At 70.4% G+C, this 16,809-nt stretch carries 21 protein-coding genes and 2 tRNA genes; 13 read left to right on the top strand and 10 right to left on the bottom strand.

What is annotated here, in order from left to right:
* Window positions 1-12: 12 nt before the first annotated feature.
* Both recF and O7607_RS12570 read left to right on the top strand, forming a co-directional pair.
* Window positions 13-1,146 (top strand): DNA replication/repair protein RecF, encoded by a 1,134-nt coding sequence (recF, locus tag O7607_RS12575; protein WP_269703325.1) that lies wholly within the window; start codon window positions 13-15, stop codon window positions 1,144-1,146.
* Window positions 1,136-1,741, top strand: coding sequence for a DUF721 domain-containing protein (locus O7607_RS12570; protein WP_442929479.1), 606 nt, complete (start codon window positions 1,136-1,138; stop codon window positions 1,739-1,741). Before recF ends, O7607_RS12570 begins: the two co-directional genes overlap by 11 nt.
* Here the strand turns inward: O7607_RS12570 and O7607_RS12565 are convergent.
* Window positions 1,732-1,971, bottom strand: a complete 240-nt coding sequence (locus O7607_RS12565) for a hypothetical protein (RefSeq protein WP_269703323.1) — start codon at window positions 1,969-1,971, stop codon at window positions 1,732-1,734. The genes O7607_RS12570 and O7607_RS12565 overlap by 10 nt on opposite strands.
* A gap of 86 nt (window positions 1,972-2,057) precedes the next feature.
* Between O7607_RS12565 and O7607_RS12560 the strand changes: the two genes are divergently transcribed.
* On the top strand, window positions 2,058-2,546 hold the full coding sequence (locus O7607_RS12560; protein WP_269703321.1) for a MarR family winged helix-turn-helix transcriptional regulator: 489 nt from the start codon (window positions 2,058-2,060) through the stop codon (window positions 2,544-2,546).
* On the opposite strand, the gene O7607_RS12555 is transcribed toward O7607_RS12560, so the two are convergent.
* The gene (locus tag O7607_RS12555; protein WP_269703319.1) at window positions 2,531-3,085 is read right to left on the bottom strand and encodes a hypothetical protein; all 555 of its coding nucleotides are present in this window, start codon (window positions 3,083-3,085) and stop codon (window positions 2,531-2,533) included. The two genes, O7607_RS12560 and O7607_RS12555, sit on opposite strands and share 16 nt — an antisense overlap.
* Window positions 3,086-3,632: 547 nt before the next feature.
* Between O7607_RS12555 and gyrB the strand changes: the two genes are divergently transcribed.
* The 6 genes from gyrB (at window position 3,633) to O7607_RS12525 (ending at window position 9,639) form a co-directional block, all read left to right on the top strand.
* A complete protein-coding gene (gyrB, locus tag O7607_RS12550; protein WP_269703316.1) occupies window positions 3,633-5,579 on the top strand; it encodes a DNA topoisomerase (ATP-hydrolyzing) subunit B in 1,947 nt (648 codons plus the stop codon).
* 131 nt (window positions 5,580-5,710) lie between these two features.
* Entirely contained in the window at window positions 5,711-8,230 is a 2,520-nt protein-coding gene (gene gyrA, locus O7607_RS12545) for a DNA gyrase subunit A (RefSeq protein ID WP_269703313.1), read from the top strand.
* Window positions 8,231-8,233: 3 nt separating this feature from the next.
* Window positions 8,234-9,163 carry a DUF3566 domain-containing protein gene (locus O7607_RS12540; RefSeq protein ID WP_269703312.1) on the top strand — a complete coding sequence of 310 codons (930 nt, stop codon included), beginning with the start codon at window positions 8,234-8,236 and terminating at the stop codon, window positions 9,161-9,163.
* 144 nt (window positions 9,164-9,307) lie between these two features.
* Window positions 9,308-9,381, top strand: a tRNA-Ile gene (locus O7607_RS12535).
* A gap of 43 nt (window positions 9,382-9,424) precedes the next feature.
* A complete protein-coding gene (locus O7607_RS12530) occupies window positions 9,425-9,553 on the top strand; it encodes a DLW-39 family protein (RefSeq protein ID WP_013283222.1) in 129 nt (42 codons plus the stop codon).
* A gap of 10 nt (window positions 9,554-9,563) precedes the next feature.
* Window positions 9,564-9,639, top strand: a tRNA-Ala gene (locus O7607_RS12525).
* Between the two features lie 47 nt (window positions 9,640-9,686).
* Here the strand turns inward: O7607_RS12525 and O7607_RS12520 are convergent.
* From O7607_RS12520 to O7607_RS12490, 7 genes are all read right to left on the bottom strand, one after another.
* On the bottom strand, window positions 9,687-10,064 hold the full coding sequence (locus tag O7607_RS12520) for a carboxymuconolactone decarboxylase family protein (RefSeq protein ID WP_269703310.1): 378 nt from the start codon (window positions 10,062-10,064) through the stop codon (window positions 9,687-9,689).
* Window positions 10,065-10,363: 299 nt separating this feature from the next.
* A complete protein-coding gene (locus tag O7607_RS12515; RefSeq protein WP_269703309.1) occupies window positions 10,364-11,200 on the bottom strand; it encodes an NAD(P)H-binding protein in 837 nt (278 codons plus the stop codon).
* Window positions 11,197-12,090, bottom strand: coding sequence for an NAD(P)H-binding protein (locus O7607_RS12510; RefSeq protein WP_269703308.1), 894 nt, complete (start codon window positions 12,088-12,090; stop codon window positions 11,197-11,199). The genes O7607_RS12515 and O7607_RS12510 overlap by 4 nt, the downstream gene beginning before the upstream one ends.
* A gap of 158 nt (window positions 12,091-12,248) precedes the next feature.
* Window positions 12,249-12,527 carry a hypothetical protein gene (locus O7607_RS12505; protein ID WP_269703306.1) on the bottom strand — a complete coding sequence of 93 codons (279 nt, stop codon included), beginning with the start codon at window positions 12,525-12,527 and terminating at the stop codon, window positions 12,249-12,251.
* Window positions 12,528-12,561: 34 nt separating this feature from the next.
* Complete coding sequence (locus O7607_RS12500; RefSeq protein WP_269703305.1) at window positions 12,562-12,693, bottom strand: hypothetical protein; 132 nt, start codon at window positions 12,691-12,693, stop codon at window positions 12,562-12,564.
* Between the two features lie 112 nt (window positions 12,694-12,805).
* Window positions 12,806-13,546: an LPXTG cell wall anchor domain-containing protein gene (locus O7607_RS12495; RefSeq protein ID WP_269706958.1), complete on the bottom strand. Its 741-nt coding sequence runs from the start codon at window positions 13,544-13,546 to the stop codon at window positions 12,806-12,808.
* A 79-nt stretch (window positions 13,547-13,625) separates the two neighbouring features.
* Entirely contained in the window at window positions 13,626-14,162 is a 537-nt protein-coding gene (locus O7607_RS12490; RefSeq protein WP_269703304.1) for an ATP-binding protein, read from the bottom strand.
* 51 nt (window positions 14,163-14,213) lie between these two features.
* Here O7607_RS12490 and O7607_RS12485 point away from each other — a divergent pair, with 51 nt between their 5' ends.
* From O7607_RS12485 to O7607_RS12470, 4 genes are read left to right on the top strand one after another with little or no spacing between them, the layout of a single operon-like run.
* Window positions 14,214-14,519 carry an ArsR/SmtB family transcription factor gene (locus O7607_RS12485; protein WP_269703303.1) on the top strand — a complete coding sequence of 102 codons (306 nt, stop codon included), beginning with the start codon at window positions 14,214-14,216 and terminating at the stop codon, window positions 14,517-14,519.
* Complete coding sequence (locus tag O7607_RS12480; RefSeq protein ID WP_269703302.1) at window positions 14,516-14,902, top strand: VOC family protein; 387 nt, start codon at window positions 14,516-14,518, stop codon at window positions 14,900-14,902. Before O7607_RS12485 ends, O7607_RS12480 begins: the two co-directional genes overlap by 4 nt.
* Before the next feature lie 9 nt (window positions 14,903-14,911).
* Window positions 14,912-15,460, top strand: coding sequence for a hypothetical protein (locus tag O7607_RS12475; protein WP_269703301.1), 549 nt, complete (start codon window positions 14,912-14,914; stop codon window positions 15,458-15,460).
* A 42-nt stretch (window positions 15,461-15,502) separates the two neighbouring features.
* Window positions 15,503-16,201: a PH domain-containing protein gene (locus O7607_RS12470; RefSeq protein WP_269703299.1), complete on the top strand. Its 699-nt coding sequence runs from the start codon at window positions 15,503-15,505 to the stop codon at window positions 16,199-16,201.
* Between the two features lie 5 nt (window positions 16,202-16,206).
* Here O7607_RS12470 and O7607_RS12465 read toward each other — a convergent pair whose 3' ends face one another.
* Window positions 16,207-16,797: a dienelactone hydrolase family protein gene (locus O7607_RS12465; protein ID WP_269703298.1), complete on the bottom strand. Its 591-nt coding sequence runs from the start codon at window positions 16,795-16,797 to the stop codon at window positions 16,207-16,209.
* Window positions 16,798-16,809 lie beyond the last annotated feature (12 nt).

Here is a 16,809-nt window from a genome sequence, read left to right as displayed (position 1 = left end):
TATCCACAGGCTGTGTACGTCCGCCGGCTCGAACTGGTCGACTTCCGCTCGTACGAGCGCGTCGGCGTCGACCTGGAGCCGGGGCCGAACGTGCTCGTCGGCGCCAACGGCGTCGGCAAGACCAACCTGGTCGAGGCGCTCGGCTACGTGGCGACCCTGGATTCGCACCGGGTCGCCACCGACGCCCCGCTGGTGCGGATGGGCGCCACCTCGGCGGTGATCCGCTGCGCCGTGGTGCACGAGGGCCGGGAACTGCTCGTCGAGCTGGAGATCGTCCCGGGCAAGGCCAACCGGGCCCGGCTCGGCCGGTCCCCGGCCCGGCGCGCCCGGGACGTGCTCGGCGCGCTGCGCCTGGTCCTGTTCGCGCCGGAGGACCTGGAACTGGTCCGTGGCGACCCCTCGGAACGCCGCCGCTACCTGGACGACCTGCTGGTCACCCGCCAGCCCCGCTACGCGGGTGTCCGGGCCGACTACGAGCGCGTGGTCAAACAACGCAACGCGCTGCTGCGTACGTCGTACCTCGCTCGGAAGACCGGTGGTTCGCGCGGCGGTGACCTGTCGACGCTGGCCGTGTGGGACGCGCACCTGGCACAGCACGGCGCGGACCTCCTCGCCGGGCGCCTGGAGCTGGTGGCCGCGCTGACCCCGCACGTGGCCAAGGCGTACGACGCGGTGGCGGCCGGCCGCGGCGCCGCGGGCATCGCGTACCGGCCCTCGGTGGAGCTGCCCGAACCCGGTGCCGACCGCGCGGCGCTGGCGGAGGCGCTCGCCGCCGCGCTCACCGCGAACCGCGCCGCCGAGATCGAGCGCGGCACCACGCTCGTCGGCCCGCACCGCGACGACCTGGCGCTGACGCTCGGCCCGCTGCCCGCCAAGGGGTACGCGAGCCACGGCGAGTCCTGGTCGTACGCGCTGGCGCTGCGGCTGGCCGGGTACGACCTGCTGCGCGCCGACGGGATCGAGCCGGTGCTGGTGCTCGACGACGTCTTCGCCGAACTGGACACCGGCCGGCGGGAACGGCTGGCCGAGCTGGTGGGCGGTGCGAGCCAGCTCCTGGTCACCTGCGCGGTGGACGACGACGTGCCGGCGACGCTGCGCGGCACCCGGTACGCGGTGGGCGAGGGGACGGTGCGGCGTGCCGGATGACGAGGTGCAGCTCCCGCCCGCACGGCTCGGGCCGGGACGCGACGCGCGTACCCCCGGAAAGCCCGCGGACGGTGAGCCGGGCGCGAACCTGCCGGAGGGCACGAGCGGGCCGGAACTGGCCCGGGCGGTGCTCGACGCGGCGAAGGCCCGGCGGCAGGCGGCGGCCCCGCGACGGCGCGGCGCGGTCCGCGGCGACGGCGAGAAGCGGCTGCGCGGCTACTCCGGCCCGGGTCCGGATCCGCGCGACCCGCAGCCGCTCGGCGCGGTGCTGGACAAGCTGATGAAGGCGCGGGGCTGGCAGCAGCCGGCGGCCGAGGCGACAGTGTTCGGCGCCTGGGAGAAGGTGGTCGGCCCGGAGGTCGCGCAGCACAGCCGCCCGGTCAAGCTGGAGGACGGCGAGCTGACGGTGGAGGCCCGGTCGACGGCCTGGGCGACCCAGTTGCGCCTGCTGGCGGGCTCGCTGTTGAAGCAGATCGCCCGGGAGGTCGGCCACAACGTGGTGCGCAAGCTGCACATCCACGGGCCGGCGGCGCCGTCGTGGTCGCGCGGCCCTCGACGGGTACGCGGGCGCGGGCCCCGCGACACCTACGGCTGACCGAGGCCCCCCGAGCGCCGCGCCTCGCGCCGGGCGCGCTTGAGTTCGCGCTGCTCCCGGCTCCACTGCTTGCGGCGTTCCAGGTCTTCCTTCCACGCGTCGCGGGCCAGCTTCGAGCCGCCCTGCACGGCACCCTGCACCTGGGACGGGCCGGCGAGGTTGCGGAACACCCAACCCAACAGGCGGCCACCCTTGCCGGCGGCGTCGCCCACCTGCTCGTCGTCGCTCATCCCGCCGTCCGCCCCTCCTGGTTGGTGTACAAACAATTGGTACACCAACCATTGCGACGATCGCAACGACGACAAGGAGGACGCGAGTGGCCGACGGCATCGAGGAGGACCCGCTGGCGCTGGAGCAACAGGTCTGCTTCGCGCTCTCCGTCGCCGCCCGGAGCGTCGTCGCGGTCTACCGGCCGCTGCTGGAGCCGATGGGGCTCACCCACCCGCAATACCTGGTGATGCTGGCGCTCTGGCAGCACGCGCCGCTGTCCGGCCGGGATCTGAGCCGGCTGCTCCAGCTCGACCCCGGCACGCTGTCACCGCTGCTCAAGCGCCTGGAGGCGGCCGGCTACATCCGGCGGGAGCGCGACGCCGCCGACGAGCGCAGCCTGGCCGTCTCGCTCACCGCCGCCGGGCAGGCGCTGCGTGCGCAGGCCGAGCGGATCCCGCCGGCCATCGTGCAGCGCCTCGGCCTGCCGCCGGCCGACCTGCGGCACCTGCACGCCGCGCTGACCGAGGTGATCGCGGCCGCCAACCAGGCCACGTCCTCTCCCGGCGCTGCGGCGCCCGGTCAGGCGTCGGCGTAGACCGCGAAGCCCCGCTCCGCGCAGCGCCGGTAGAAGGCCGCCAGCACGCTCAGCTCGGCGCAGGTGAAGTTCCACTGCGGCGGATCGCCGCTCTCGTCCCGCAGCCGGTCGAGGCGGCTGTCCAGCCAGCGGAGCTGCTGCTCGGCCAGCCGCCCGTCGCCGAGCAGCGCGCGCAGCACCTCGCTCACCGACTCGAACGTGACCGACTCGCCGTACGGCCGGTGCCGGGCGACGAACTTCTCCACACCCTCGGCGATCCAGGAGCAGCCGTCCGGGTCGATCACCGGATCCTCGTCCTCGACCGCGTTCTCCGTGGCGTAGAGCACATTCTCCAGCCCGAGGATCAGGTCGACCAGCTCGGTGTACGCGGTTGCGCGTACCGTGCCGGTCTTCGCGATCAGCTCGGCGAGCGCCGCTGTCGGCGCGGAGATCCGGGGCATGTCCACGATCTCGCCGAAGTCCACGAACTCAGCCGGCGCGACCGGATCGTAGAAGCGGCCGGTCCGCGGCCAGTGCACCGCGACGTTGTCCAGCCCCATCTGGCGTCACCTCTCACCAAGCGTTTTCGGACCATCTCCGACGATCGTCCCGGTTCCGGGCGCAAAAGATCAAGACCGCAACGGCGGCGCCGCAAAAGCTACGGCACGCCGGGCCCGGCCGCGACCCCCGGTAGGGGCAGCTGCCGATCACCGGTCGGATGACCGTCGCGGCTCACGGTGGCCGGTGGCGCGATACCACCCCGTTGGCGTGTAGGGGGAGTCGTGGGCAGCGCGGTTCGTCCGGCTACGGCATTCTCAGCCGCCCCGGAGAGGGTGCCGAGTGGCGGTTTGGTCGGCTCCGCACAGTAAGATTGAGGGCGAGACGAAAGACCCGAGACGGAGCGACGGACCAGGGCCCTCATGAGCCCTCGATCATAGTCCCGTACCGGGTCCGAGCCGATCGCGATCCGCGGGCAACCGCGGCGCCCGGCGCACATGATCCGAGCCTGGCGACCCCAGGGGCGGACCATGCGCGCCGACGTCGCGTCCTGTCCGCCGAACCCGCGCCCCGCGCCCACGCGCGGCCGGTGCGAGAAAGTGGCCGAGCGTGGCAGCGGAGGACAACAAGAAGTACGGTGCCGAGTCGATCACCGTGCTCGAGGGCCTGGAAGCGGTCCGGAAGCGGCCCGGTATGTACATCGGGTCCACCGGTGAGCGCGGTCTGCACCACCTGGTGTGGGAGGTCGTCGACAACGCGGTGGACGAGGCGCTGGCCGGGCACTGCGACACCATCGACGTGGTGCTGCTGGCCGACGGCGGCGTCCGGGTGACCGACAACGGCCGTGGCTTCCCGGTCGACCTGCACCCCAAGCTGAAGAAGCCGGGTGTCGAGGTCGCCCTGACCGTGCTGCACGCGGGCGGCAAGTTCGACGGCAAGGCGTACGCCGTCTCCGGCGGCCTGCACGGCGTCGGCGTCTCCGTCGTGAACGCGCTGTCCACCAGGATGGCCGTGGAGATCCACAAGGACGGGTTCGTCTGGCGCCAGCAGTACGACCACTCCAAGCCGACGCCGCTGGAGAAGGGCGAGGCGACCGACCGCACCGGTTCGGCCGTCTCCTTCTGGCCCGACCCGGACGTCTTCGAGACCGTCGACTTCGACTTCCACACCATCTACCGGCGTCTGCAGGAGATGGCCTTCCTCACCCGCGGTCTCACCATCCACCTGCTCGACGAGCGGGTACCGGAGGACGAGGACGGCAAGACCCGCGAGGTCACCTTCCACTACGAGGGCGGCATCGCCGACTTCGTCCGGCACCTCAACGCCTCCAAGAGCCCGATCCACAAGACGGTGGTCGAGTTCGGGGCCGAGGAGACGGGCATGTCGGTCGAGATCGCCATGCAGTGGAACGAGTCGTACGGCGAGTCGGTCTACACCTTCGCCAACAACATCAACACCCATGAGGGCGGCACCCACGAGGAAGGCTTCCGGGCCGCGCTGACGAGCGTCGTCAACCGCTACGGCGCCGAGAAGAAGCTGCTCAAGGGCGACGAGCGCCTCTCGGGTGAGGACATCCGCGAGGGCCTGGCCGCGATCATCTCGGTCAAGCTCACCGACCCGCAGTTCGAGGGTCAGACCAAGACCAAGCTGGGCAACACCCCGGTGAAGGGCTTCGTGCAGCGGGTCTGCAACGAGTCGCTCGTCGACTGGTTCGACCGCAACCCGGCCGAGGCGAAGATCATCATCCAGAAGGCGTCCCAGGCGGCGCGGGCCCGGATCGCCGCGCAGCAGGCGCGCAAGCTCGCCCGGCGCAAGTCGCTGCTGGAGTCCGGCTCGATGCCCGGCAAGCTGGCCGACTGCCAGTCCACCGACCCGCGCGAGTCCGAGGTCTTCATCGTCGAGGGCGACTCGGCCGGCGGCTCGGCCAAGCAGGGCCGCGACCCGCGCGTCCAGGCGATCCTGCCGATCCGCGGCAAGATCCTCAACGTGGAGAAGGCCCGGATCGACCGGGTGCTGAAGAACAACGAGGTACAGGCGCTGATCACCGCGCTCGGCACCGGCATCCACGACGACTTCGACATCGAGAAGCTGCGCTACCACAAGATCGTGCTGATGGCCGACGCCGACGTGGACGGCCAGCACATCCAGACGCTGCTGCTCACCCTGCTGTTCCGCTTCATGCGACCGCTGGTCGAGCTGGGCCACGTCTACCTGGCCGCCCCGCCGCTCTACAAGATCAAGTGGAACAAGAAGGGCGACGACGCCCAGTACGCGTACTCGGACCGGGAACGCGACGGGCTGATCGCCCTGCGCCAGCAGAAGAAGCCCAACGCCCGCCCGGACGACATCCAGCGGTTCAAGGGTCTCGGCGAGATGAACTACCCCGAGCTGTGGGAGACCACGATGAACCCGGCCACCCGTACGCTTCGCCAGGTCACGCTCGACGACGCCGCCACCGCGGACGAGCTGTTCAGCGTCCTGATGGGCGAGGACGTCGAGGCCCGCCGGTCGTTCATCCAGCGCAACGCCAAGGACGTGCGGTTCCTGGACATCTGACGGACGCACCCGGGCCGGCCGGACATCCACCGGCCGGCCCGGAAGTCCACAGAGTTATCCACAGCCTGAACGCTTTCCACAGCCGTTATCCACAGCGAGACCACGACTGAAGAGTCTGATAAGGGTTAACAGTGACCGATACTCCCGAGTCCACCCCGAACGAGCCGGAGACCCCGGAGACACTGGCCGCGGTCGTCCAGCACGACCGGATCGAGCCGGTCGGCCTCGAGGTCGAGATGCAGCGCTCGTACCTCGACTACGCGATGAGCGTCATCGTCGGGCGGGCCCTGCCGGACGTCCGGGACGGGCTCAAGCCGGTCCACCGCAAGATCCTCTACGCCATGTTCGACTCCGGCTACCGGCCGGACCGCGGGTACGTGAAGTGCTCCCGCGTCGTCGGTGACGTGATGGGCCAGTTCCACCCGCACGGCGACTCGGCCATCTACGACGCGCTCGTCCGGATGGCACAGCCGTGGTCGCTGCGCTACCCGCTGGTCGACGGCAACGGCAACTTCGGTTCGCCGGGTAATGATCCGGCTGCCGCCATGAGATATACAGAATGCAAGCTCGACCCGCTGGCGATGGAGATGCTGCGGGACATCGACGAGGACACCGTCGACCTGCAGGACAACTACGACGGCCGGGCCAAGGAGCCCACCATCCTGCCGTCGCGTATCCCGAACCTGCTGATCAACGGCTCCGAGGGCATCGCGGTCGGCATGGCCACCAAGATCCCGCCGCACAACCTGCGCGAGATCGGCGCGGCGGTGCAGTGGTGCCTGGAGCACCCGGAGGCCGACGAGGCCACCACGCTGGAAGCCCTCCTCGAGATCGTCAAGGGCCCGGACTTCCCGACCCACGGTCTGATCGTCGGCCAGGCGGGCATCCAGGACGCGTACCGGACCGGGCGCGGCTCGATCCGGATGCGCGCCGTGGTCGAGGTCGAGGAGGACAAGCGGGGCCGGCCGGCGCTCGTGGTCAGCGAGCTGCCGTACCAGGTCAACCCGGACAACCTCGCCGAGCGCATCGCCGAGCTGATCAAGGAGGGCAAGCTCGCCGGCATCGCCGACATCCGCGACGAGTCCTCCGGGCGTACCGGCATGCGGATCGTGCTCGTGCTCAAGCGCGACGCGGTCGCCAAGGTGGTGCTGAACAACCTCTACAAGCACACCCAGCTCCAGGAGACGTTCGGCGCCAACATGCTGGCGCTTGTCGACGGCGTGCCGCGCACGCTCAACCTGGCCCAGTTCATCCGCTACTACGTCGAGCACCAGATCGAGGTGATCCGGCGGCGGACCGCGTTCCGGCTGCGCAAGGCCGAGGAGCGGGCGCACATCCTGCGTGGTCTGTCCAAGGCGCTGGACGCCCTGGACGAGGTGATCGCCCTGATCCGGCGCTCGCCCACCGTCGAGGACGCCCGGCAGGGCCTGATCCGGTTGCTGGACATCGACGAGGTTCAGGCGACCGCGATCCTGGACATGCAGCTGCGCCGGCTGGCCGCCCTGGAGCGGCAGCGGATCCTGGACGACCTGGCGAAGCTCGAGCTGGAGATCGCCGACCTCAAGGACATCCTGGCCAAGCCGGAGCGGCAGCGGCGGATCGTGTCGGAGGAGCTGGGCGAGATCGTCGCGAAGTGGGGCGACGACCGGCGTACGAAGATCGTCCCGTTCGACGGCGAGGTCTCGATGGAGGACCTCATCGCCCGCGAGGACGTGGTGGTGACGATCACTCGCACCGGCTACGCGAAGCGGACCAAGGTCGATCTCTACCGGTCACAGCGGCGCGGCGGGAAGGGCGTCAGCGGGGCGACGCTCCGGCAGGACGACATCGTCAGCCACTTCTTCGTATGCTCTACCCACGACTGGATCCTGTTCTTCACGAACAAGGGTCGGGTCTACCGGGCGAAGGCGTACGAGCTTCCCGAGGCCAGTAGGGTGGCCAAGGGCCAGCACGTGGCCAACCTGCTCGCGTTCCAGCCCGACGAGCAGATCGCGCAGATCATTGAAATCCCGAACTACCAGGTGGCCCCCTACCTGGTACTGGCCACGAAGAACGGCCTGGTGAAGAAGACGCGGCTCGAGGAGTTCGACTCCAACCGTTCCGGCGGCATCATCGCGGTCAACCTGCGCGATGAGGACGAACTGGTCGGTGCGGTACTGGTCGCTCCGGAGGACGACCTGCTGCTCGTGTCGAAGAACGCCCAGGCGATCCGCTTCAACGCCACCGACGAGGCGCTGCGCCCGATGGGCCGGGCGACTTCCGGGGTGATCGGCATGCGCTTCAGCGGCGAGGACGAGTTGCTCGCCGTCGAGGTGGTGCGAGAGGGTCTGGACGTTCTGGTCGCGACGAACGGGGGTTACGCGAAACGTACCCCGATCGAGGAATACCCGGTCCAGGGCCGGGGAGGTAAGGGCGTGCTGACCGCGAAGATCACCGAGCGACGCGGTGGCCTGGTCGGCGCGGTCGTGATCGATCCGGAGGACGAGCTGTTCGCCATCACGAGCAACGGCGGCGTCATCCGGACTCCGGTGAAGCCTGTACGCCGTACGCGTGACCGGAACACAATGGGGGTCAAGCTGATGGACCTCCCGGACGGCGTGACTATCGTGGCGATTGCTCGCAATGCCGACGAGCCTGACGAACAGGACTAGTTGATGACGGAGACACAGGCGAAGTCGGGGAACAAGGGGACCTCGGCCACCCCGGTCGAGGAGGAGGCCGCACAGGGCGGCACACCAGCGACCGGCCGCGCGGCTGTGGGCCGGGCCACGGTTCCCGCCGACGCGCCTGCCCCGAAGTTCACCCGGGCTCCCGGCATGGCCCCGCCTCCGGACAAGCCGTCCGAGGACTCCGGTTCCCGGGATTCGGCCGAGACCAAGGTGGACGCACCGACGTCGGCCGACGGTCTGGCCGCTCCGGCCGGCAAGCCCGCGAACGCCACGAGCACCCAGTCGATCAAGACGCCGCCGGCCACCGGCCGGGCCTCGACCGGGACGACCGGCACGCAGCCGCGGATCGGCGCCGGCCTGGGCACCGCCCCGAAGGCTTCGCCGGACGGCTCGCGCCCGGGCGGCACCGGCACCGCCGGTCAGTCCCGGCCCGCCAACGGAGGCGGCCTGCCGCCGGGCATCAGCGGCGCGGCAGCGGTCGGGGCCGCGCGCGTGGGTGAGGCGGTACGCTCCGCGCGTACCTCGGTCAGCTCGGCCGCGTCGCGCGGACCGCGACGGGCCCGGCTGAACCTGAAGCGGATCGACCCGTGGTCGGTGATGAAGTTCGCCTTCGCGGTCTCCGTGGTGCTCTTCATCGTGGTCGTCGTGGCGACGTCGGTGCTCTACCTGGCGCTCGACGCGATGGGTGTGTTCAAGAGCGTCAACGACAGCCTGACCGACCTGGTGAACGCCGGTGGCGGCCAGGGTGGCGGTGGCTTCCGGATCACCGCGAAGGGCGTGATCCTGACGTCGTCGCTGATCGGCCTGGTGAACGTCGTGCTGTTCACCGCGCTGGCCACGCTCAGCGCATTCGTCTACAACGTCTGCGCCGATCTGGTCGGCGGGATCGAGCTGACGCTCGCCGAGCGGGACTGATCAACCCGACGCCGGGGCACCGCGTAAAGCGGTCGCCCCGGCGTCGTGCGTCCGGGTAGGTTCGAGATGGCGCGGGTGCTTCCACCACGTACCCCCGATTTGGGCGCGGTGGAGGCGATGGGTTAACCTAGCTCGTCGCTACGCGGGGCTATAGCTCAGTCGGTTAGAGCGCAGAGCTGATAACTCTGAGGTCGCTGGTTCGATTCCAGCTAGCCCCACCGCACATCGTCCGACGGTAGTCGAGCGCGAGGGGTCAAGCACATGTTCAAGAAGCTCCTGATCCTGGCCGGCATCGTCGGTGTGGCCGCCGTCGTGGCCAAGAAGGTCAAGGCCTCGAACGACGAGCGCGCCCTGTGGCACGAGGCGACCACTGCGCCCGACCTGCGCTGAACGCCGACACGGGGCCCTAGCTCAACTGGCAGAGCACTGCCTTTGCAAGGCAGGGGTTAGGGGTTCGAGTCCCCTGGGCTCCACCACATCATCTGGCCAGGTCACGGCCCGTTGACGGGTGCTGGCAACGTCGTCAGCGGTGCTCGCCGAAAACCGCCGTGGCCACCTGGTAGCTGTCGAACGCCCGGGCCGCCCCGGCGTACGCCTCCAGGTGGATGAAAAGCTCGACGATCTCCTCCTTGGTCACGCCGGACGTCAGCGCGATGCGCAACTGCCCCCGCAGCGGCTCGTGGGTGCCCAGCGCCGCCGCGACGGCCACTGAGATCAGGCAGCGGCTCCGCAGGTCCAGGCCCGGCCGCGGCCACGAGTCGCCGAAGGTGTGCTCGGTCGCCAGCCGCCGGAAGTCCTGACCGACCGCGGGTTCCCCGTCGGCCAGCGGCAGGGTCAACGGTTCGCCGAGGAGGCGCTCCGCGGTGTCGAGGGCCTGCTGGTATCGGGGATCGTCGGGCATGCGTTGCCACCTCCGCACGTGTCAGCCGATCGACTGCCGTTCGGTTCCAGCATCGTGCCCACCCCGGCGTTCGGTCCGCCGTTCCGGGAAACCACCGTTGATCTCGGTGCCGAGTGCAGTCGGGCGGTCCGCCGTCCCATACCCACCGGTGCACCCGCTGCGACTTCGACGCCCGGACAGCCGGCGCCGACAGCGGCAGCCCGATTTTGGTGATCTCTGTCGGTGCGTTCGGCTGCGAATGCGGTGGACGGTCGCGTGGGACCTCGTGCCCCGATCAAGTCACGAGGTCCCACGAGGGTCTACCGGAAGTCGGCCGCGTGGTCCCTGGCCCACTGCGCGAATGTCCGCGCCGGTCGGCCGATCAGGCGCGGGACGGCGTCTGCCCACTGCTGGTTCGTCGGCGCGGGGTTACGCGTGGACTCGGCCCACATGGCGAAGATCCAGTCGACGAACGTCTCCGGATAACCGTCGCTGATCCACTCGGCCCGAGCCTCGACCGGATCCAGATCCTCGAACCGCACGGTGGTGCCGATCGCGGCGCCGATCGCGTCGACCTGCGCGACGGTGGTGAGCGCTTCGGGGCCGGCGAATGTGTAGGTCCGGCCGGCGTGGCCGTCCTCGACGAGCACCGTTGCGGCGACCGCGGCGATGTCCGCCTCGTGGGTGGGCTGGGTCAGCGCCGCGCCGTACGGGCGGCGGACCACCCGGCGTTCCTTGATGGAGGGGGCCCAGTCCAGCCAGTTCGCGGCGAACTCGCCGGGCCGGACGTGCGTCCATTCCAGACCGGACTCCTCGACGGCACGCTCGACCGCCAGGTATCCGTCCTCGCTGTCGTCGGTGTCGGCCAGCGCACCGGACAGCACGACGATGCGCCGTACCCCGGCTTGCCTCGCGGCGACAACCACCTCACGTGCCGTACGCCCGACCGGGAACAGGTACATCCTCTCGATGCCGCGCAGCGACGATTCCAGGGACGCCGGGTCCGTCAGGTCGCCGCCGACCACCTCCACTCCGGCCGGAAGGCCCGCCGCCGACGGTGTCCGCGTGAGCGCGCGTACCCGATGCCCGGTCTTCATCAGTTCGGCGACGACGTGTCGGCCGACCATGCCTGTCGCGCCAGTGACCAGGATCGTCATCGCGTCACCTCGGGCCGGAAATCGGCGGCGTGGTCGTTCGCCCATTGGGCGAACGTGCGCGGTGGCCGCCCCGTCACCCGCAGACAGGTGTCCGTCGGCGGCAGTGCGCCCGTCCCGTCGACGGCGTCGGCGAGCAGCGCGATCATCCAGTCGGCGGTCTCCTCGTCGTAGCCGTCGCGCAGCCACTGCGTGCGTGCCTCGGCCGGATCGATCTCCTCGAACCGCACCTGCGTACCGATGGCGGCGCCGATCGCGGCGACCTGCTCCGCCTGCGAGACCTTCGCCGGGCCGGTGACGGTCTGAGCGGCACCGATGTGGTCGTCGGTCAGCAGCGCCGCGACCGCCACGTCGGCGACGTCGGCCTCGTGGACCACCGGGTAGCCGGCGCCGGCGTACGGCTCGCGCACCACCCGCTCGGTCCGGATCCGGTGGGCCCACCGCAGCGCGTTGACGGCAAGCAGCCCGGGCCGCACGTGGGTCCACTCGGCGCCGGTGGCCTCCACAAGCAGTTCCAGCCCGCGATGCGCTTCCCGCTCCTCGGTCAGATGCCGCCCGAGTACGCCGTCGCCGCCGGTTCCGGGTGGGAACCCGGCCGCCGCCGCGGAATGCACGACGAACCGGGTGACGCCGGTCTTCACCGCCTCGTCGAGGAAACCGTTGTCGGCCGCGCCGTAGACGAAGGGGAAAAGGTAAACGGACTGCGCGCCGTCCAGCGCCGCGCGCCAGGTATCGGGACGTTCGAAGTCTCCCTGGACCACCTCGACCCCGTGCGGCAGCAGGCCCGTCTGGGGCCGGCGGGTCATCGCCCGCACCGTTCGTCCGGCCCGGACCAGCCGGGACACCACCTGGCGGCCCACGTTGCCGGTCGCCCCGGTTACTAGGATTGTCACGTTGCTCCTTCTCGAATACCTGGGATGGGCAATAGACCGCCGCCGCGAATCCACGGCCAATGGCGCGGCGGCGGTCGCCACGCTAGGTCAAAATTTCGAAGGCCGCACATCGTACATATGTGCGAGGCGCAGGAGTCGTCGATCAGCCGACGGAGGATCTAGCTTCCTTGACCGGCCTTACGGGAACGTCGGTGCGTGAAGGCGTAGACGACGGCTGCCAGGCCGATGACGGCGAGTGCGCCGGCGACGGCCGCGTAAATGGCCAGTCTGCGTTCGGCTGCGGCGATGTCGGCGGCTTGCTTCTCCAGCATCTCGGGGGTCGGATCCTGGTAGGGCATCGAGATGCCGGACAGGTCCAGGAACGGCAGACACGGCAGCATGCAGGAGGCGACGAGCAGGAGAACCCCGGCGGTGAGCGCCAGGCGGGCACGCGACATCGCGACAGGTTCTCACAGGGTCGTCCTCCGCCGGTCACGGCCCGGCCGTCGATCCGGTCGCCAGCTCCGCGATCGACCGGCGGGTCAGTTCGTCGCACTGCGCCAGGGGTACGCCGCGCTGGATGCCCTCCTTGACCGGCCCGACCATCGGGTCGATCGCGATCATCGCCCGTGCGAAGCCGGCGAGGTCGACGGCGAGGTCGACGTGCTTCTGCCCGACCCGGAAAACGCGGCGCGCCCAGCCCGATGAGGCATCGAGCTGGGCGCGCCACAGGGAACTATGCGACGAAGCGGGAACGACGTCGGCGTCCGATGACGTAGCTGGCGCCGCCGATGAGCAGGAGCGCCCCGCCGATGCCGGCCACGGTCGCGGTGTCGGCGCCGGTCACGGGCAGCCCGCCGCCCTCGCCACCACCGTCACCGCCGGGCGCGCCCACGCCCGCGGAGGGGGTGACCGGCGGTACGACTGTCGACGTGGCGCTGGGCGTCGCGGTCGGCGTGCTCGTGGGCTGAGACGGCGTCGGAGTCGCCGTCGGCTGGGACGCGCAGTCGAGCGCACGAGCCTCGTACAGGCCGATGTTCAGGTAGGCGAGGTAGGCCTCGACGGACGGGCTGTCGAGCACCTTCTGCGCGGCGGCCCGCACGTTGGGGCCGGCGCCCGTCATCGTCTGGCCGATCCTGACGCGCAGGGCCGTCGCCCAGCGATCCTGCACGTTCTTGAGGTAGGCGCGAAGGTCGTCCGAGGTGCCCTTCAGTCGCTCCTCGATCTCGCCCGGCAGAACGGGCAACGATTCGGCCTGCGCCTCGTCCAGCAGCCGGTACGCCAGCAGCCGCAGTTCGGCAACGGTGGCGTTGTCCAGATCGATGGTGACAAGTTCGCGGAAGTCCTTGTACACCTTGCGTTCGACCGTCTGGCAGGACTCGTTGAGCCCGGGCGCTGCGGTTTGCGCCGCCGCCGGCGCCGCCGGAATCAAAAAGGCCAGCGCCACCAGGGCACCGGCCGGAATCTTCCATTGCATGTGGACTTTCCTCCCCGTGTAGATCAAAACATGCAGATGTTACCGGCGTCGGTCCGAAAGGCAAGGGGCATTGATTGCGCTAACGACGCAGTCGATCAACTACCTCTTTTATCGCTGCCACCCGGTTGGCCAGTGGGCCCGCCGGCACGTCGACGAGGTCGAATCCGGCCTCGCGATAGGTCAGCTCGTGAATCCGTTCGAAGACGAGTGACTCCTCGAAGCTGATCCGACGCGCGGCTGTCGACTCGACGAAGCCTTGATTCCGTACGAAGAAGACGGTTCGCTCGGTCGTCATGCGCTCGATCTCGTCGACCAGCGCGGGTGGCGGCGTCAGCCCCAGGTGGCGGCACAACGCGAGCGTGCAGACGGGCGAGCGGTCGTGGAACACCACGTCGCCGCCGGACATCTCGGCTCGGCGCCGACGTCTCCGCTGGAGATCCAGCACCTGCTCGGCGAAGTCCGGCTCCCGCCACGGCTCGGGCCGCCCGAGCGCTTGCTGAAGGGCGATCACGTCGGTCGCGGCCTCCTCCACGACGGGGTGACCGTCGATCTCCAACCGGCGCAGGATCGCTGTCTTACCGGAGCCGGGGGCGCCGGTGAGGATGTATCCGGGCATGACGTCCTCCGATGCGGGCAACGCTCTTGATAGGCAAGCCGTTACTTGCCTATGGTGGGTGACGTGGGCGATCTGTACCAGGCGCTGGCCGACCACACCCGCCGCCTGATCCTCGACGAGTTGACCGAGCGCGACGGTCAGACCCTGTTCGAGATCTGCGGCCGGCTGGCCACGAAGCACCAGGTCGGCTCGTCCCGGCAGGCGATCTCGCAGCACCTCGACGTCCTGGAGGCCGCCGGCCTCGTCGTCACACGGCGGCAGGGTCGCTACAAGTTCCACCACCTCGACACCCGGCCGCTGCGGTCCATCGCCGAGCGATGGCTCAGGCCCGACGCACCCACCCAGGAGAACCCATGAGAATCAACCTCACCAGCGTGTACGTCGACGACCAGGCCAAGGCGTTGCGCTTCTACACCGAGGTGCTGGGCTTCGTGAAGAAGACCGACGTGCCGACCGGGGAGTACCGCTGGCTGACTGTGGTCTCGCCCGACGCCCCGGACGGCGTGGAGCTGCTGCTGGAGCCCGACGCGCACCCGGCCGCCAAGGCGTTCAAGGAGGCGCTCGCGGGCGACGGGATCCCGCTGACGCAGTTCGCGGTGGACGACGTGGCCGCCGAGCACGACCGGCTGCGGAGCCTCGGCGTGCTGTTCACCCAGGAGCCGGTCGACATGGGCCCGGTGACCACCGCGGTGTTCGACGACACCTGCGGCAACCTGATCCAGATCGCACAGTACCGGTAGCGGGTCGCAGTGGAGGGACCGTGGCGCAGCCCGGCGCTGTCCGCCGCGGTGGAGCGCCTCGAGGACGAGATCCGGGACGCCTGGGCGCGGCTGCGCGGTGAGCTGGACGTGGCGCCGGATTCGCCAGAGGAGCGAGAGCTTGCCTGGCTCGTCGTCGACGACCCCGGGGCGTACGACTGGCGGACCGTGGACGGCGCGGTGGACCGGCTGACCTGTCCGGATTGCGGGGCACGGCTGACCGCCGGACCGGCGACGTGTGAGACGTGCGAATTCCGCCACCGCATGCGGTTCGGCGCCCGCGAGCGCGACCGCCCGCACGTGCCGCCTGGCAACGAGCACGCGCTGCGCGTCGCCACGGCGGTGACTCGCAGCCGCCACCGCTACTCACCCCGGGCGCGGGTCGGCTACGAGCTGGTCCTGCCGGACCTGCTGGCCGGTGCCCTGCCGACGACTCCCCAGGCCCAGGCCGCCAAGGCACTCGTCAACACGTTGACCGACGACGAGTGCGACCGGGTCGCGAGCCTCGCCGAGGTCGCGGAGTTGGCGCGAGGGCGTTGACTCCACGCGGAACCGCTGGACACGATCGGTCACTCTGACGGCATGACGGTGTGGCGGCGCCCGTACGCGTTGGACCTGACCACCTCCGGCTTCATGGTCGTGGCGGGGCTGGCGGTCGGCTTCTTCGTGCTCATCGTGTTCGGGTTCCGCAGCGGCAGACTCCTGGAAGGGGAGGCGGTGGTCCTCGGAGTGTGGAACGCCGGCGTCCTCGCCGTCGCGGTCCGCCGCGCGATGCTCGGCGTCTGGGTGAGCCCCGTCGGCGTACGCGCGCGCTCGCTGCTCCGCACGACCACAGTGCCGTGGGCGTCGGTCGTGGAGATCCACAGCGGTACGGCTTCGATAGCGGGTCTGGACATGGGACGCGACGCGATCGTCATCGAGCGGATCGACGGCGAGCCGGTGCAGACGCCGATCCAGTCCGGCGCCATCGTCCGGCCGTTCCGCCTGGAGCTGACCCGGCTGGTCACCTGGCCGGAGCACTACGACGAGATCCTCGCGAACCTGCGGGAGTGCCACCGGAATGCCCGGCCCGCGGAGCAGCGCGGTCCGGCGAGGCCGGCGAGCCCGGCGCCGGATCCGGTCCGCGCCGGCCGTCCGGACCAGCCGGAGCAGGTCCGGCGGCCCGCTCCGAGCGCCGCCCAGCGGCGCGACATCCACGCGCTCACCAGACAGTACGAGCGTGGGGTGCTGACCGACGCCGAGTACGCGGCCGAGTTGGCGCGGCTGCGCGGTGACGGGTAGGCGCGTCAGCCGAGCCGGTCGAGCAGTTCGCGGCTGCGGCTCACCACCAGCGCTGTCGCCTCCGGGTCGTACGAGGGCAGTGAGCTGTCGGTGAACAGGTGCCGGTCGCCGGGGTAGACGTACAGCTCGCCGCGCTCGGGACCGACGATCGACACCAGCTCGCGGGCGGCGTCCACGTCGCCTTCCAGCCCGAAGAACGGGTCCTGCTCCATGCCGTGCACCTGCACCGCCACCCCGTCGGGCCAGGGGCCGATCGCCCACTCGCCGGTCACCGGCAGGCAGGCCTCGTAGAGCAGGGCGGCCCGGGCGCCGGCCCGGGTCTGGGCGAGCCGCTGGGCGATGGCGGCGCCCCAGGAGACGCCCGCGTAGACGAGATCGGCGGGCATCCCGGCGACGTACGCGTCGGCGCGCTGGTCGAGGACGTCGCCGCCGATCTGCTTGGTCAGCGCGGCGCCGTCGGAGATGGTGGCCGGCCGTTCGCCGTCGAATAAGTCCGGGACGTGCACGGTGTGCCCGCCGGACCGGAGGGAGTCGGCGAGGGCGCGGACGCCGTCCGTGAGCCCTTGAATGTGGTGGAAGAGCACGATCTCGGCCATCACTACACTCCT

Origin of the sequence: Micromonospora sp. WMMA1949 (assembly GCF_027460145.1) — a bacterium.
GTDB lineage: Bacteria > Actinomycetota > Actinomycetes > Mycobacteriales > Micromonosporaceae > Micromonospora.
The sequence above is the reverse complement of the archived record's forward strand: the minus strand, read 5'-3'. Positions and strand labels throughout refer to the sequence as shown.

Bases quoted from the DNA above. Each gene is read 5' to 3' on its own strand.
- O7607_RS12565 (WP_269703323.1), bottom strand. From the start codon at position 1,971: ATGAGCGACGACGAGCAGGTGGGCGACGCCGCCGGCAAGGGTGGCCGC.
- O7607_RS12555 (WP_269703319.1), bottom strand. From the start codon at position 3,085: ATGGGGCTGGACAACGTCGCGGTGCACTGGCCGCGGACCGGCCGCTTC.
- O7607_RS12540 (WP_269703312.1), top strand. From the start codon at position 8,234: ATGACGGAGACACAGGCGAAGTCGGGGAACAAGGGGACCTCGGCCACC.
- O7607_RS12530 (WP_013283222.1), top strand. From the start codon at position 9,425: ATGTTCAAGAAGCTCCTGATCCTGGCCGGCATCGTCGGTGTGGCCGCC.
- O7607_RS12520 (WP_269703310.1), bottom strand. From the start codon at position 10,064: ATGCCCGACGATCCCCGATACCAGCAGGCCCTCGACACCGCGGAGCGC.
- O7607_RS12515 (WP_269703309.1), bottom strand. From the start codon at position 11,200: ATGACGATCCTGGTCACTGGCGCGACAGGCATGGTCGGCCGACACGTC.
- O7607_RS12505 (WP_269703306.1), bottom strand. From the start codon at position 12,527: ATGTCGCGTGCCCGCCTGGCGCTCACCGCCGGGGTTCTCCTGCTCGTC.
- O7607_RS12500 (WP_269703305.1), bottom strand. From the start codon at position 12,693: ATGATCGCGATCGACCCGATGGTCGGGCCGGTCAAGGAGGGCATCCAG.
- O7607_RS12495 (WP_269706958.1), bottom strand. From the start codon at position 13,546: ATGCAATGGAAGATTCCGGCCGGTGCCCTGGTGGCGCTGGCCTTTTTG.
- O7607_RS12490 (WP_269703304.1), bottom strand. From the start codon at position 14,162: ATGCCCGGATACATCCTCACCGGCGCCCCCGGCTCCGGTAAGACAGCG.
- O7607_RS12485 (WP_269703303.1), top strand. From the start codon at position 14,214: ATGGTGGGTGACGTGGGCGATCTGTACCAGGCGCTGGCCGACCACACC.
- O7607_RS12480 (WP_269703302.1), top strand. From the start codon at position 14,516: ATGAGAATCAACCTCACCAGCGTGTACGTCGACGACCAGGCCAAGGCG.
- O7607_RS12470 (WP_269703299.1), top strand. From the start codon at position 15,503: ATGACGGTGTGGCGGCGCCCGTACGCGTTGGACCTGACCACCTCCGGC.
- O7607_RS12465 (WP_269703298.1), bottom strand. From the start codon at position 16,797: ATGGCCGAGATCGTGCTCTTCCACCACATTCAAGGGCTCACGGACGGC.